The following is a 15,335-nucleotide window of genomic DNA, read 5'->3' on the forward strand; positions in this document are numbered from 1 at the left end:
GCTAGGAGTCCAACCTTTCTAGCATTGCGAGCGTTGAGTGGTGCGCGCCGTTGGCGGTGCCGGCGCGCTCGAATGACGGCGTCGCCGCCGGCGTTGAGTCGTCCCGCAACGCGTCGATCAGCTCGGTCACCGTGATGCCGCCGAGCATGCGGGACACCGGAACCGAGTTCCCTACCGTCCGGCGCAGCCGTTTGCGCAAATCGAGTGCGAGCAACGAGTCCACGCCCAGGTCGATCAGCGAGGTGGCGGGGTCGATCGACAGCGAATCACCCAGGTGCAGCGTCGCCGCCAATTCGCCGCGCACGATGTCGGCGAGCGGCTTTTCGACCGAGATATCGCTTGCCTCGTCCTCGGCGGCGCGCGCCACGCTGAATGGCATTGGCATGCCCTGGCTTTCGAAGAACACCTGAAGCCGCTCGAAGTCGGCGTCGAAAATCAGCGGGTCGCCGTCGTAGCGATACAGGCTCGCGGCGATCGCCCGCTGCGGCTCGATGGCCACCAGGCCGGAGCGCTCGGTACGGGTGATCTCGTTGCCCGCGACGACCCCGGCGCCCTGCCATAGGCCCCAGCGGATCGCCGTGCAGTCGCGGCCCGCGGCGCGCAACTGGGCGGCCAGCACGTCGAGCATCCGGTTGGACGCCGCGTAGGCCGCGTGGTTGTGTCCGCCCCAGACCCCGAACACCGATGAGCAGGCCAGGATCCGGCACTCCGGCCGCAGCGGCCAGACGTCGGCCAGCACCGCCAGTCCGCGCACTTTGGCCGCGCACACCGCGGCCACGTCAGCACCGCTGAGATCCGAACGTGAGCGGGCCTGGGCGATGCCCGCCGTGTGGATCAGCAGTGACGCGCCGGGCCCCGCGTATTCGGCGGCGACGGTGGCCACCGCGTCGCGATCGGTGATATCGCAGTGGGGGGCATGCACATTGGCGTCATACTCGCCGATGAGCTCGCGCAGAACCGCCGGATCAACACCGTTGCGGCTCAACAAGGTGACGGTCCGGGCGCCGCGTTCCAGGCAATACCGCGCGTACTGCAGGCCGATGGCGCCGCTGCCCCCGGTGATCACCACGTCGTCGAGCGCGGCCGCATCGAGCGGGCGCTGGGTCGCCGATTCGCCGCACGCACGGAACGTCCGGACGTGGCGTCGCGGTGATTCGATGCCCCGCACCGCGACCTCGGCCGGCTCACCCAGCAGCACGTCGATGACGGTTCGTGCCGTGGCGGCGTCGATCTCGCGGCGTTCGAGGTCCAGATGCCCGAATGCCTGGTCTGGGAATTCGAAGCCGACGCTGCGATGCATGGCCGCCAGCGCCGCCTGCGCGGGAGACACGTGGGAGTCGTCGCGGTCGACGTGTTCGGCACCGGCGGTGAGCATCCAGACGGCGCGGCAGCGGGGGCCGATGAGCGCGGGGTAATCGGGTAGGCCCGCGTCGGGCCGCCCGGCGATCAGGTCGATGGCGGCGGCGGGTTCGAGCGTGTCGAGTTCCGGGGCGGCGATCACGAGGATGTCCGCCTCGTCGGCCGGCACGGTTCGGCACCCGTCGTGTGCGGCAACGGCATCGAGGAGCCGCTGCGTCGGGGTGCCCGCACCGACGAAGGCGATGTCGAGCGTGCGGGCGCTGGGTGTGACCGGCGCCGTGGCCGGTTGCCAGTCCTCGACGGCCACGGTGAGCGCCGGCGCCGGCGCCGCCTCGGTCACCCGCCGCGGGGCCGCCCACAGGTGCACCGCACGCATCGGCGCATTCGGGAAGCCGCGCAGCGCAGGCCGGTCGGTCGTGGCAACCGCGTCGGCCCAGCGGAACCCGGGGTCGGCGGTCGCGAGGGCGGCGATGCTCGCCGACAATGACTCGGTGATGGGTCGGTCGCGATGGCCCGAGCCGACGATGACGGCCGACTCGTCGTCGACGATGTCGCCCAGCGGGTACAGCAGCGACGGGTGCGCGGAGAGTTCCACGAAGGTGTCCGCCCCGCAGCTGCGGGCATGCTGCACGGCGAGGTCGAATCGCACGGTACCGCAGAGGTTTTCATACCAATAGCCGGAGAAGTCGGTCGCCTCCCCCAGCTCGGCGCCCAGCGTGGAGCCGATGAAGCGCACCGCGGCATCCCGGAAGGTCGACTTCGGTGTCAGCTCGGCCAGGCTCGCCCGCAACGGCCGTAGCGCACTGGTGTGTCCGGGATAGTCGACGGACAGCTGCTGGCTGAAGATTGCGCGCCGTTGGGCCAGCGCCACCACGGCGGCCACCGCGTCGTGATCACCGGCGACCACGGTCGACGACGGCCCGTTGACCGCCGACACTTCCAGCCAGCCCGGGGCCTGCGCGAGCAGCGCCTCGGCGGCCTCGAGACCCGTCCCGAGCACCGCCATGGCGTAGTGGCCGGTGAGCTGGTCGACCACGGTGGCGCGGGCGACGACTAACGCGACCGCGTCGGGCAGCGATATCGCTTCTGCCACATAGGCCGCCGCCACCTCGCCGAGGCTGTGACCGATGGTCATGTCCGGCAGTACCCCGCAGGACCGCCACGCCTCGGCCAGGCTCACCGCGTGGGTGAACTGGGCGGCCTGGATCTCGGGGCGTGACCAGTTGCGTTCTGCGTCGCCGACCAAATACGGCAGCGGGGAGGCGAATCCGGCGGCGCCGAAAGCGTGCGCGCACCGGTCGGCGGCCTCGCGGTAGGCCGGTAACAGTTGGTAGGCGCCGGCGCCCATCGCCTGCCATTGATTGCCCTGGCCGGGGAAGACGAACGCGACGCGCGGCGGCGTCGTCTTCGCGGAGTACGAGACCAGCTCGTGCTCCTCCCCGCCGGCGATCGCCGACAGTCCCGCGACGAGCTCGGTGCTGTCCGCCGCTCGCACCACCGCGCGGTGCCGTCGTATGCGCCGCAACCGCAGCAGGGTGGCGGCGACCGCGTCGGTCAGGTCTGCCGAATTCGCCACGCGGCCCACGTAATCGGCGATGGCGGCGGCGTCGCGGCGGATCAGCTCTGGGTCGTGGGCACTCAGCAGCACCGGGATACGCCCGTCGGGCAGGCCATGGGTGGGCATCATGCGACCTCGGGGACGGAGACGATCAGATGCGCGTTGGTGCCGGCGATCCCGAACGCGGACGCCGCGGCGGTGCGCTGCCCGTCGATGGCCGGCCACGGTGTCAAGTTCTGGGCCAACCGTAAACCCTGCTTGTCCCAGTCGATTTCGGGGCTGGCGTCGCCGGCGTGCAGGGTGGGTGGGACGGCGCCGTGCTCGGCGGCGACCAGCACCTTGGCCAGACCCAGCGCGCCGGCGGCGGCCAATGAGTGACCGACGTTGGATTTCACCGAACCCAGCAAGGCTCCGGCGCCGGGCTCGGTGTCGCCGTAGGTCTGGGCCAGCGAGCGCAACTCGGTTCGGTCGCCGAGACGGGTGCCCGTGCCGTGCCCCTCGATCATCCCCACCTCGTCGGGCTTGATCCCGGCCTGGTCGATGGCCCGCTGGAACAGCCGGACCTGGGCCTCGCCGCTGGGCGCGCTCAGACCGGCGCTGCGCCCGTCCTGATTCATCGCGGTGGCCCGCACCTCGGCGACGATCCGCCGGCCGGCGCGCAACGCGGCCGATTTACGTTGCAACACAAACATCGCCGCTCCCTCGGCCCAGACGGTTCCGCTGGCCTGCGCGCTGTAGGGGCGGCAGTATCCGTCGTCGGAGAGCGCGTGTTGCTTGGAGAATTCGACGAAAAAGCCCGGTGAGCCCAGCACGTTGACCCCGCCCGCGATCGCCAGATCGCAGTCGTGGTTCTGCAGCGAGCGCACCGCGACGTGGAAGGCCACCAGCGCGGACGCGCACGAGGAATCCAAAGTCAGTGCCGGCCCGGCCAGTCCCAGCGTGTAGGCGATGCGACCCGAGATGACGCTCAGTGCGGTCCCGGCGAGCAGATGCCCGCTGTGTTCGGAGAATTGGGCCATTTCGGGCCCGTAGCCGGTGGCCGAGGCACCGACGAAGCAGCCCACATCGTGCCCGGCCAGGTCGTCGGGGTTGATGCCGCTGTTCTCGCACGCCCGCCAGGCCACCCGCAACGCGACCCGCTGCTGCGGGTCCATCACGACGGCCTCGCGGGGCGAGATGCCGAAGAACTCCGGATCGAATGTGGTTGCCCCGGTGAGGAAGCCGCCGCGGTCATGAATCTCCTTGAAGCCGCTGCGGCGCGAGCCGGCGAGCAGTTCACGCACCGCCCAACCACGGTCGGTGGGAAACGGGCCCAGCGCCTCCCGGCCGTGTGCCAGCAGATCCCAGTAAGCGTCGGCGGTTTCGATGCCGCCGGGCGCCTCCACACCCATTCCCACGATCACGACCGGGTCGGCGTGCGCGGCGTCGAGGCCCACGTCAAACCCATCGTCAGACATCGATGTCATCCGGCATTCACCTGCGCGGCGATCGCTTCGACGTGGTCGTAGACGTAGAAGTGCCCGCCGTCGTACAACGACAAGGCGAAGGACCCGGCGGTGTGCCTTTCCCACTGCCGCAGCACGTCGGTGGCGATGCGGTGGTCGTCGTGGCCGCCCAGCACATGGATGTCTGCACCGATGCGAACATCGGGGCTGGGATCGTAGCCGTTGAAAGCCTGGTAGTCGGCGCGCACCGCGGTGGTGATCAGTTCGGAGAACTCTTCGTCGGCAAGCAGTTCGGGGTCGGTGCCGCCCAGATCGGCGATGTCGGCCAGCAGCCCGTCGTCACTGGTCGGCAGTTCGGGCATCTCGGCGACGACGCACGGCGGCGGGCCCGCCGATACCCAGAGCTTGTGCACGGCTGCGCCGTGCGTCTCGGCGACACGGGCGAACTCGAAGGCGACGACGGCGCCCATGCTGTGCCCGAACAACTTCAGCGGTGCGACGGTGGACCATGGTGCCGCCTGGAAGAGGCTGGCGGCCAGGTCGTGCACGCTGTCGTGGCCGGGTTCGCTGAGGCGGTCGGCCCGTTGCGGGTACTGAACGACGTAAGTGTCGCCGCCGGCGGCCAGCGCGGCCGCCAGCACCCGGTAGCTTGCGGCGGCCGCGCCGGCGTGCGGGAACACCACGGTGGCTCCGGTGGAGGAGCCGTTGTCGCGGCCCGAGGTCAGCTTGATCCAGGACGGGAACGTACCGGACACGGCGATCAGGTTATCCAATGTCATTGCGCAGTCTACGATTTCGCGGGTTGCTGAGTGGCCGCCAGAACCGATTCGGCGTCCATGCCGATCACCTCCAGATAGAGCTCGGCGACCTGGTCGAGCCGGCCGGGGTCGTCCTCGCCGGCACCGAGCACCGCGGCCAGCGTCGACACGGTTCGATTGGCGAAGATGTCGGCGACCATGATGTCCGGTGCGTCGAGCCAGGCCCGAATTCTCGCCACCGCCTGGGTGGCGAGCACCGAGTCACCGCCGAGCGCGAAGAAGTCGTCGTCGACCCCGATGTTCTCCCGGCCGAGCAGCTCGCCGACGATGAGTGCCAGTGCGGATTCCAGCGGCGTCGACGGCGCCCGGTGGCCCGGCCGCTGCGATTGCGCCACGGCGGTTTGCAATTCGCGCGCGACGGCCCGGCGGTCGAGCTTTCCGGCATCGGTGAACCCGATCCGCTCCACTACCGTGATGTGGCGCGGGACCATGTGCGCGGGCACGAGGTCAGCGAGGCGCTGCCGGATGCGCTCGGCGGTCAGGGAGGCGTCGTCTGTGCACACCTGCGCGGCCAGCACGTCGGACTCGCCGGACACGGCGATCAGCGCGGCCACCGCAGTGCGCACCCCGGGCACCCGCCGCAGCGCGGTCTCGATCTCACCCAGCTCGACGCGATAGCCGCTGATCTTGACCCGGTGGTCGGCCCGGCCCACGAATTCGAGGGTGCCGTCCGGCCAGTAACGCACCAGATCGCCTGTGCGGTACCAGATTCGGCCGTCATGCTCGACGAAGCGTTCGGCGGTGAGATCCGGGCGCCCGCGGTAGCCGCGCGCGATGCCACGGCCGGACACCCAGTATTCGCCGGGCACCCAGTCGGGGCAGTCGGCGCCGGTGTCGTCGACGACGCGGCAGGCGTTGTTGGGAAGCGGGACGCCGAACGGCAATGCCGTCCAATCCTCCGGTATCGTCTCGGTCACCTCGAAAATGCTGTTGTGCACCGGGGTTTCGGTCGCACCACCGAGGCCCGCGAAGCGTAGGTTGGGCGCTTCGGCCTGTAGGCGGCGCACCACCTCGGGCCGCACCCAGTCACCGCCGGTGGGGATCACCCGCACCGAGGACAGTCGTCCGCGCCCGACTTCGATCAGCATCTCCAGCCAGCCGGGCATGAAGTGGAGCACCGTGACCTGGTGGCGCTCGATGAGCCGGGCCCAGGCGTCGGGATCACGCCGCTGCGCTTCGTCGACCACCACGATGGACCCGCCGGTGCGCAGGGTGACGAAGACGTCCATCACCGAGATGTCGCCCTCCAGGGTCGACAGGGCCAGGCATCGATCGCCCGCGCCGATCTCGAAGTGGCGGCCGATGAATTCCACGGTGTTCATCGCCGCGTCGTGGGTGACCTCGACCCCCTTGGGCTCGCCGGTGGAGCCCGAGGTGAACAACACGTAGGCGAGCGCGGCGGGATCGACTCTCGCTGAAGTAATCTCGGCGCTCGAGGCCGCGCCGCGAAGGACATCGGCCAGCACCAGTTCGCGGAGCGGCACGGACAGCGGCCGTCCGCCGCACACCAGGGCCAGGCTCACCGCACCGGATTCGAGGATGCGCTCGGCGCGATCGCGCGGTTGGTCGGCGCCGATCGGCAGGTACACGGCGCCGATGGTCAGGATGCCCAGCAGGGCCGGAATCTGCTCGGCGGTCTTCGGTCCCATGATCGCGATCGTGTCGCCGGCGGCCACACCGGCGTCGCGCAGCGCCGCGGCCACCGCCAGCGCCTGGTCGCGCAATTGGGCGTAGCTGAGGTCGCCGGTACTCGCGAACACCGCCGGAGCGTCGGGCCGCCGCGCGGCCTGCCGAAAGAACCCGTCGTGCAAGGCTTCTCCGCTGGGTTCCGCGGTACGCGCGTTGGCCGCCTCGCGCACCGCGCGCTGCGCCTGGGGCAGCGCCGGGGGGCCCGGCGCGTCCCAGGAGTCGTCGGCGTAGGTCAACTGGAGCAGCTCGTCGATGTGGTAGCCGAACATGGCGTCGATGACGCCCGGGGGGAACATGCCTTCGCGCACATCCCAATTCACCAGTACGCCGCCGTTGAACTCGGTGACCTGCGCGTCGAGCAGCACCTGCGGCCCCTGGGAGATGATCCATCCCGGGGTGCCGAATCGGTCGGTCACCTCGCGGCTGAACAGTTCACCGAGCCCCAGCGCGCTGGTGAACACCACCGGGGCGAGCACCTGGGTGCCGCGATGACGGCTGAGGTCGCGCAGCACCGACAGCCCGGGATAGGCGGAATGGGCGGCTGCCGTGCGCATCGCGTCCTGCACCACCTGCGCCCGCGCGGCCGCGGTGTTCGCGCCGGCGAGATCGATGTCGAGCAGCAGCGAGGAGGTGAAGTCACCGACCAACGCGTCGACGTCGGGGTGCAGGGCCTGGCGCCCGAAGAGCGGGACGTTCAGCAGAAAGCGCGAGGTGGTCGACCAGCGCGCCAGGGTATTGGCGAATCCCGCGGCCAGCGCCATCGCCGGGGTGATGCCCCGCGCCTGGGCGCGGGCGAACAGCGCATCGCGGGTTTGCGGGTCCAGCCAGTGCCAGCGCCGGGTGCTCTGCGTGCGGCCGCGGCCGCCGGTGGACGGCAACGCAGGCGGGTCGGGCAGCTCCGGCAGGCGCCGCGCCCACCAGTCCCGGTCGGCCTCGCGGGCCGGTCGGGGCTGGGCCTCTTCGGCCTCGATGGCTTGGCGGTACTGCCGGTAGGTGTAGCTCAGCTCGGGGAGGTCGCGGCCGCCATAGAGGGCCGCGAGGTCGCCCATCAGGGTGCGGTAGCTCATCGCGTCGGCGGCCTGCATGTCCAGGTCGACGTGCAGCCGCGAGCGCTCGGACGGCAGCAGCGTCACCGCCAGTTCGAACACCGCGCCGTCGAGCTGCTGGTGGGATTTCACGTCGCGGATGTCGGCGAGCCGCCGCTCGACCTCGTCGGCGCTCAGCTCCCGCAGGTCCTCGACGTCGACCGGGAAGGCGCCGGTCTGGTCGGCCGGGGTGATGCGCTGGATGCCGTCGGGCAGGAAGCGCACGCGCAGCATCGGATGGCGGCGTGCCAGCGCGGTCGCCGCCGCGCGCAGCCGCTCGGGGTCGATCGGTCCACCGTCGAATTCGACGTAGAGGTGACCGGCGACGCCACCGAGCTGCTGGTCATCGTGGCGGCCCACCCACATCGCGTGCTGCATCGGGGCCAGGGGAAACGGCTCGTCCTCGGCCGCTGGCTCACCGCCCCCGGGCGTGGGAAGGGTCTGGTGGTCGGCGCTTTGCCCGCCGGCGGTGACCAGGCGGGTCCAGGCGTCGATCGTCGGCTGCTCGGCCAGGGTGGCGAAGTCGATGGCGATGCCCTGACGGCGCCAGCGGCCGGCCAACGTCATGATGCGGATCGAGTCCAGGCCCTGGCTGATGAGGTTGTTACCCGGCTGAACTGCATCGACGTCGACGCCGAGCAGTTCGGCCACCTCCGCCCGGATGTCCTCCGAGCGTGCCGAGGCGTGCACCACAGACCCTCCCTGAATTAGCACAGGCTGCCCTAATTTTTTGGTTACCCTATCCTTACTCCCTGCGTCCCCGCTACTAGCCCCGTGCGAAGCCCCCTCTGAAGGAGCCATGAGCCCGAACACACCGCGGCCGCCGGCCGGAGTCCTCGACGGGTTTGTGCCCTTTCCCGCCGAACGGAGCGCCGCCTATCGGGCGGCCGGTTACTGGACGGGACGGACCCTGGACACGATCCTGACCGACGCGGCCCGGCACTGGCCCGATCGAATCGCCGTCCTCGACGCCATGGGCGACACCGGCTTCAGTTATGCGGACCTGGACGACCAGGCCAACCGCGCGGCCGATGGACTGCGCGGCGCGGGCATCGCGCCGGGCGACCGGGTGCTGCTGCAATTGCCGAACGGCTGTCAGTTCGCGGTCGCCCTGTTCGGCATCCTGCGGGCCGGGGCGATCCCGGTGATGTGCCTCCCCGGTCACCGGGCCACCGAACTAGGGCATTTCGCCGCGGTCAGCGGGGCCACCGGGCTGCTGATCGCCGACACCGCAGGCGGATTCGACTACCGAACCATGGCGCAGGGGCTCGTCGAGCGGTACGACGCGCTCAAGCACGTCATCGTCGACGGCGACCCGGGGCCGTTCACCTCGTGGGCGCGACTGCGCGAACGGGCGGTCACCGGCGCAGCGCCTGCGATGCCCGATCCGGGATCGCCTGCGCTGCTGCTGGTTTCGGGCGGCACCACGGGCACGCCCAAGCTCATCCCCCGCACCCACGACGACTACGTCTTCAACGCGAAGGCCAGCGCCGAACTCTGCGGACTCACCCGCGACGACGTCTACTTGGCGGTGCTGTCGGCCGGGCACAACTTCCCGCTCGCCTGCCCGGGTCTGCTCGGCGCGATGACGGTCGGCGCCACCACCGTGTTCGGCACCGACCCCAGCCCCGAAGCGGCCTTCGCCGCCATCGCGCGCCACGGCGTCACGGTGACCGCCCTGGTGCCGGCGTTGGCCAAGCTGTGGGCGCACGCGTGCGACTGGGAACCCGTGACGCCAAAGACGCTGCGGCTCTTGCAGGTTGGTGGCGCTAAGCTGGAAGCCGAGGATGCCCGCCTGGTGCGCAGCGCGCTGACCCCGGGCCTGCAGCAGGTGTTCGGGATGGCGGAGGGGCTGCTGAACTACACGCGCCTCGACGATCCCCCGGAACTCATCGAACAGACCCAGGGGCGGCCCCTGTCCGCGGCGGACGAACTGCGCGTCGTCGATGCGGAGGGAAAGCCGGTAGCCCCGGGCGAGGAAGGGGAGCTGCTGGTCCGCGGACCGTACACGTTCAACGGTTACTTTCGGGCCGAGCGCGACAACGAGCGCAGCTTCGACGCGCAAGGGTTCTTCCGCAGCGGTGACGTGGTGCGGCTGCGTCACGACGGCTATCTGGTGGTGACCGGTCGGGTCAAAGACGTGATTTGCCGTGGCGGAGAGACCGTTTCGGCGGCGGACCTGGAGGAGCAGCTGCACAGCCATCCGGCGATCTTCTCGGCCGCCGCGGTCGCGCTGCCCGACCCCTACCTGGGCGAGAAGATCTGTGCGGCAGTGGTTTTCAACGGCCCTGAACTGTCGCTGACAGAACTGAACGGCTATCTCGACGAGCGCGGTGTGGCCGCGCACGCCCGCCCCGACGTCTTGGTGGCGATGACGTCGCTGCCCACCACCCCGATCGGCAAGATCGACAAAAAGGCGATCGCCGGTCAGGTTTCGGCGCGACAGCGGTCGCCCAGCCCAGGCTGACGACGTCTCTCGCCGCTAGCCAAGGGTCTCGCCCACGATCCGGGTGAGTTCGGCCGTGACCTGATCCAGGGGTTCGATGGAGCGCTGGGCGCGACACATCGCGACCGTGCCCTCAACCGCGGCAACGACCAGGGTGGCGATGCGTCGGGCGTCGGGCGCGCTGGCGCCGTGCTGCTGCATCGATTGAGCCAGCAGCGCAGTCCAGTTGCCGAAGGTGGCGCCCGCCGCCTCACGCGGCGCGGACTGTTCGTCAGGCAGGTCTTCCACCGCGACGGCGAGCACGGGGCATCCCGCGTGAAAATCGCTGTCCAGTACCACTTTCCGCCATATCGCCAGGAACGCCAGCAGGCCCGCCAACGGTCCGGCCTTCAGCTCTTCGATCAGTATTTTCGTGGTGATCTGGTCGGTCCACCGCACGGCCTCGGTCGCCAGGTCGTATTTGCCGCCGGGGAAATAATGGTAGGTCGAACCCAACGGGGCCTTGGTGTGCTTGGCCAGATCGCGCACGCTGGTCGCGTTGAGGCCCCGGCGGCTGATCATGTCGGCGGCCCCGGCAACCATGCGTGCGCGCGAGCTCGATGTGTTCTCGGCCACTGTTGAGGCCCCTCCTTGCTATGACGACCGTTATAGTCTAGCGTGGGCCTGGTTATAGCGAGTGTTATAACGCGACGAGCTGAGCGGAACCCGTGACGAAAACTGGCGTCGCGTCCACGAATTGCCTGTTGTCCAAACGTCTTTCGGCGCCAACCAGCACGCCGCGCTGTCCGGAATTCGAGGAGCTCTTGTGAAGACTGTGATGTTCGTCGGCCCGCGTCAGCTTCGCTTCGAGGAGGTCGATGCGCCCCAAATCGTCGAGGCGGCCGACGCCCTGGTGCGTCCGCTGGCAGCCACCACCTGCGACCTCGACCACGAGGTGATCGCCGGGAAGACCCCTTTTTCGAACCTCGGCCCATTCCCGCTGGGCCACGAATGCATTGGCACCGTCATCGAGGTCGGCCCCGACTGCTCCACGGTCGCTGTCGGAGACCTCGTCGGCGTGGCCTGGCACATCGCCTGCGGCACTTGCCCTCAGTGCGAGCTCGGGCATCCCGCGCGGTGCGTCCACCACGGTGACGCTCAGTACGGACTTCCCGTCAACGGCTTCTGGGGCGGCACCTTCTCCGAGCTCATCCGGGTCCCCTACGCCGACTACAACCTGGCGCCGCTGCCCGCCGGGATCGATCCAATCCATCTGGCCTCCATCGGCGACAACCTCGCGCTGGGATGGGAGACCGTGATGCCGACCATCGCCGGGATCGCCGACCCGCAGATCGCGATCTTCGGCGGGACCCGCTCCATCGGTCTGTATTGCGTCGATGTGGCCGTGCACTGCGCGAAGGCGCGAACCGTCTACTACGACGACAACGACGATCGGATGGCCATCGCCGAGAAGCTCGGCGCGCAGGTTCACGACATCAACGGCAAGCGCGAGAAGGATTTTCACCTTGCCGTGGACGCCTCGGCCGACCCCGACCGGCTGCGCAAGGCTCTGCTGTCGGTGATGCCGGAAGGGCACGTCAACAGCGTCGGCATCTACTTCCAGGATTTAGCCTTGCCGATGCTGCAGCTCTACGTGCGCGGTGTGCACTTTCACAACGGCAAGGGCCACGCCCGCCCGAACATGACTCCGACCCTCGATGCGGTTGCCGCGGGCACACTGCACCCCGACCTGATCACCAGCGGCACCTACGACTGGGCCGAAATCCCAGACGTCCTGACCTCGGATGCGGCGGGCAGCAAGCCCATCTTCGTGCTGGGCGACTGACCTCGACGATCAACCCATCGCCGCATACAGTCCGGCCAACAGGCCCGCCGTGGTGTCGAAGTCCATGCACCGATCGGTCACGGACTGGCCGTAGACCAGCTCCCCGCCGAGCGATTGAGCACCGGCGATCAGGAAGCTCTCCAGCATCAGACCGGCAATGCCGCGCTCGCCCGCGGCGATGCGCGCGGTCACCTCCGCGGTGACCTCGGCCTGCCGCACATGGTCTTTGGCCGAGTTGGCATGTGAGCAGTCGATCATGACCTGCCCGGAAAGTCCTGCCTTGCTTAGCCGTTCGATCGCGGTGGTTACCGAGGCGGTGTCGTAGTTGGGTCCGGTGGTGCCGCCCCGAAGGATCACGTGACAGTCGGGATTGCCCATGGTCTCGACCACGGCCGCGCGACCGAAGTTGTCGGTGCCGAAGAAATGGTGCGGCGCCGCAGCGGCTTTGACCCCGTCGATGGCGACCTGGACGTTGCCGTCGGTGCCGTTCTTGAACCCGACCGGCATCGACAGGCCCGACGCCAACTGGCGGTGCACCTGCGACTCGGTGGTCCGCGCGCCGATCGCGCCCCAGGCGACGGCGTCGGCGATGTACTGCGGGCTGGTGGGCTCCAGGAACTCGCATCCCACCGGGAGGCCGACGTCGATGACGTCGAGCAATAATCCACGCGCCATGCGTATCCCCCGCTCGACGTCGAAGCTGCCGTCCATGTTGGGGTCGTTGATCAGTCCCTTCCACCCGACGGTGGTCCGCGGCTTTTCGAAGTAGACGCGCATCACGATCTTCAGCCGATCCGCGTACTCGGCGGCCATCGGGGCGAGCCGGCGTGCGTAATCGAGCGCCGCGACCGGGTCGTGCACCGAGCACGGGCCGACCACCAGCAACAGCCGGTCGTCAGCACCGGCCAGGATCGCCGAGATCTCGTCGCGATCGCGCTGGACGGCCTGGGCACGCCGCGCGGTCAACGGTAGTTCCGTGCGGATCACCGCCGGTGCCGACAGTTCCCGGAACGAGACGATCCGGTGATCGGACGTATCGACGGTCGCCGTCTCGCAATTGATGATGGACATGTGGGGTGTGTGCCTTTCTGTGATGGCTCCCAGGGCACGCCCGCTGGTTCCCGATGCCCTGAAAAACGAAAAGCAGCGACCGTGTGGTCACTGCTGGGCTCCGGGTATCAGTCGTGCGCGTGCGTCAATCGGCCGCCGCATCGCTGGCTCCACCCGGAGCCACGATAAAGCGCCAATACGCGCGCACGCCGATATTCACGTCGGCGAAGATACCACGTCGGTGCGGCGCGGCCGAAAGCGCGTCTCGGCGCGCGGGTGGTTGCGGACCGGGGCGAGTCCGAGCGGGGCTCAAAACCGCGCTGGCCCAAGCGAATCAGCGCCGCTTCAGCTCCGCGATCTGATCGAGGAACGCGCGCGCGGGCGCGGACGCACTCGCGGAGACCGCGACGCCGAGGCGCCGCACGGTCTGGGGCAGCAGCGGACGCACCGCGACGCCGGGCAGATCGGGCAGGCCGGCGCTGGGCAGGATGCTCACGCCCAGCCCGGCGCGCACGATCTCGAGCGTCGCCGCAATCTCGCGCGCCTCGAAGGCCAGGTCGAACTCGACCCCTTCGCGCCGCGCGATCGGCATGAACACCTCCGCACAACCGCCGGTCCCGCGAACGAACGGTTCCTTGGCCAGGTCGGCGTAGGTGACGACGTCCTTGGCCGCCAGCCAGTTGTCGGCCGGTACCACCGCAACCATGTCCTGTTCGCCGAGGACCGCGACGTCGAGGCCCTTGCTGGGCAGGCTGACCACACCGGCTTCGGCGGCCCCCTGGTCGAGCCAATCCCGAATCTCTTGCTCGCTGCCCTCGAGCAGCCGGATGGCGACGGCCGGATGCCGCTGGGCGAATGCGCGGAGTTGGGGGGCGACGAGCGTCGCGGTGGCGGACGGCAGGCTCGCGAGGCTCAGCGTCCCGGTGATGTCGCCCGCCAGGCCGGCGACCTCGGTGCGCATCAACGCGATCTGCCGCACCGCTTCTCGCGCATGCGTCAGCGCGACGGCGCCCGCTTCGGTCAGGCAGAGCCCGTCCCGGCGGCGCAGAAACAGCGGCAGGCCCAGCTCTTTTTCCAGCGCGGCGACGGTGCGGCTCACCGCCGGCTGGCTTAACCCGAGCCGGCGGCTCGCCGCCGTGAAGCCGCCCTGGTCGACCACCGTGATGAAGGTTCTGAGCTGCGCCAACGTCGTCATCGATCCTCCATAAGGGCCACGTCATCGCCCATACCAACAACGTTATGAGGATTTGGCATTCCACAACGTTGAGGTAATCATACGAAGGCCGTCGAAGGAGGACACCATGACCGCAAGGCGCGTACTGATCACCGGGGCATCGAAGGGGATCGGCCGGGCAGTCGCCGACCGGATCGCGAAGTCCGGCGACATTCCGGTCGGCGTGGCTCGCACCGGGCCCGACGACTTCCCGGGCGAGTTCTACGAGGCGGACCTGGCCGATCGGGCGGCGACCGACGCGGTGCTCGGGCGGGTCCTGGCGAACGGGCGCATCGACGCGGTGGTCAACAACGTGGCCGTCGCGCGGTTCGGCCGACTCGGTTCGATCGATCTGGACGATCTGGCCAGCACGTACGACCTGAACGTGCGCGCCGCCGTGCAGGTGGTTCAGGCGGTGCTGCCCGGCATGCTGGCCAACGGGTGGGGGCGCATCGTCAACGTCTCCAGCTTGACCATGCTGGGCACGCCCGAACGCACGCCGTATGCGGCGACGAAGGCGGCGCTGGAAGCGTGCACCCGTATCTGGGCCGGCGAGCTGGCACAGTCCGGCATCACCGTCAACGCCGTCGCGCCCGGGCCCATCGAAACCGAGATGTACCGCGAGCTCAGCCCGGTCGGCTCCGAACGCGAAGCCCGCATCCTGCAGACGATTCCGCTGCGCCGCCTCGGGACACCCCGCGAAATCGCCCACGCGATCTGCTCCCTGCTGGATGAGGACGCCGGCTACATCACCGGCCAGATCATCCGAGCCGACGGCGGCGGCAGCATCGCCGCGTAGCGACACTCATCGGTGAGATTGACGGTGTGGAGGGCCAGCCAGAATCGT

General features: G+C 69.4%; 10 protein-coding genes. 3 read left to right on the forward strand and 7 right to left on the reverse strand.

Annotated features, from left to right (window positions below; all coding sequences use genetic code 11):
• Position 1: 1 nt before the first annotated feature.
• Genes mbtD through DQP57_RS12315 form a run of 4 tightly spaced genes read right to left on the reverse strand, consistent with a single transcriptional unit; the run spans position 2 to position 8,647 of the window.
• On the reverse strand, positions 2 to 3,043 hold the full coding sequence (gene mbtD, locus DQP57_RS12300) for a mycobactin polyketide synthase MbtD (RefSeq protein ID WP_112633246.1): 3,042 nt from the start codon (positions 3,041 to 3,043) through the stop codon (positions 2 to 4).
• Positions 3,043 to 4,383: a polyketide synthase gene (locus tag DQP57_RS12305; RefSeq protein WP_112633247.1), complete on the reverse strand. Its 1,341-nt coding sequence runs from the start codon at positions 4,381 to 4,383 to the stop codon at positions 3,043 to 3,045. Before DQP57_RS12305 ends, mbtD begins: the two co-directional genes overlap by 1 nt.
• Positions 4,380 to 5,141: a thioesterase II family protein gene (locus tag DQP57_RS12310; RefSeq protein WP_112633248.1), complete on the reverse strand. Its 762-nt coding sequence runs from the start codon at positions 5,139 to 5,141 to the stop codon at positions 4,380 to 4,382. The genes DQP57_RS12305 and DQP57_RS12310 overlap by 4 nt, the downstream gene beginning before the upstream one ends.
• A gap of 8 nt (positions 5,142 to 5,149) precedes the next feature.
• Positions 5,150 to 8,647: a non-ribosomal peptide synthetase gene (locus DQP57_RS12315; protein WP_112633249.1), complete on the reverse strand. Its 3,498-nt coding sequence runs from the start codon at positions 8,645 to 8,647 to the stop codon at positions 5,150 to 5,152.
• Between the two features lie 106 nt (positions 8,648 to 8,753).
• On the opposite strand from DQP57_RS12315, the gene DQP57_RS12320 reads away from it, so the two are divergent.
• Complete coding sequence (locus DQP57_RS12320) at positions 8,754 to 10,421, forward strand: (2,3-dihydroxybenzoyl)adenylate synthase (RefSeq protein WP_112633250.1); 1,668 nt, start codon at positions 8,754 to 8,756, stop codon at positions 10,419 to 10,421.
• A gap of 15 nt (positions 10,422 to 10,436) precedes the next feature.
• Here the strand turns inward: DQP57_RS12320 and DQP57_RS12325 are convergent, their stop codons facing one another.
• Entirely contained in the window at positions 10,437 to 11,015 is a 579-nt protein-coding gene (locus tag DQP57_RS12325) for a TetR/AcrR family transcriptional regulator (protein ID WP_112633251.1), read from the reverse strand.
• Positions 11,016 to 11,217: 202 nt separating this feature from the next.
• Between DQP57_RS12325 and DQP57_RS12330 the strand changes: the two genes are divergently transcribed.
• Entirely contained in the window at positions 11,218 to 12,225 is a 1,008-nt protein-coding gene (locus tag DQP57_RS12330) for a zinc-dependent alcohol dehydrogenase (protein ID WP_430918990.1), read from the forward strand.
• 9 nt (positions 12,226 to 12,234) lie between these two features.
• Here the strand turns inward: DQP57_RS12330 and DQP57_RS12335 are convergent, their stop codons facing one another.
• Together DQP57_RS12335 and DQP57_RS12340 are read right to left on the reverse strand one after the other, a co-directional pair.
• A complete protein-coding gene (locus DQP57_RS12335; RefSeq protein WP_112633253.1) occupies positions 12,235 to 13,296 on the reverse strand; it encodes a 3-deoxy-7-phosphoheptulonate synthase in 1,062 nt (353 codons plus the stop codon).
• Between the two features lie 313 nt (positions 13,297 to 13,609).
• Positions 13,610 to 14,470 carry a LysR family transcriptional regulator gene (locus DQP57_RS12340; protein ID WP_112633254.1) on the reverse strand — a complete coding sequence of 287 codons (861 nt, stop codon included), beginning with the start codon at positions 14,468 to 14,470 and terminating at the stop codon, positions 13,610 to 13,612.
• 106 nt (positions 14,471 to 14,576) lie between these two features.
• Here DQP57_RS12340 and DQP57_RS12345 point away from each other — a divergent pair, with 106 nt between their 5' ends.
• Entirely contained in the window at positions 14,577 to 15,287 is a 711-nt protein-coding gene (locus DQP57_RS12345) for an SDR family oxidoreductase (RefSeq protein ID WP_112633255.1), read from the forward strand.
• Positions 15,288 to 15,335 lie beyond the last annotated feature (48 nt).

The organism is Mycobacterium colombiense (assembly GCF_003284935.1).
In the GTDB taxonomy this organism is placed as follows: domain Bacteria; phylum Actinomycetota; class Actinomycetes; order Mycobacteriales; family Mycobacteriaceae; genus Mycobacterium; species Mycobacterium arosiense_A.

Coding starts and splice junctions, on each gene's coding strand:
- mbtD (WP_112633246.1), bottom strand. CDS start 3,043: ATGCCCACCCATGGCCTGCCCGACGGGCGTATCCCGGTGCTGCTGAGT.
- DQP57_RS12305 (WP_112633247.1), bottom strand. CDS start 4,383: ATGACATCGATGTCTGACGATGGGTTTGACGTGGGCCTCGACGCCGCG.
- DQP57_RS12310 (WP_112633248.1), bottom strand. CDS start 5,141: ATGACATTGGATAACCTGATCGCCGTGTCCGGTACGTTCCCGTCCTGG.
- DQP57_RS12320 (WP_112633250.1), top strand. CDS start 8,754: ATGAGCCCGAACACACCGCGGCCGCCGGCCGGAGTCCTCGACGGGTTT.
- DQP57_RS12330 (WP_430918990.1), top strand. CDS start 11,218: ATGTTCGTCGGCCCGCGTCAGCTTCGCTTCGAGGAGGTCGATGCGCCC.
- DQP57_RS12335 (WP_112633253.1), bottom strand. CDS start 13,296: ATGTCCATCATCAATTGCGAGACGGCGACCGTCGATACGTCCGATCAC.
- DQP57_RS12340 (WP_112633254.1), bottom strand. CDS start 14,470: ATGACGACGTTGGCGCAGCTCAGAACCTTCATCACGGTGGTCGACCAG.
- DQP57_RS12345 (WP_112633255.1), top strand. CDS start 14,577: ATGACCGCAAGGCGCGTACTGATCACCGGGGCATCGAAGGGGATCGGC.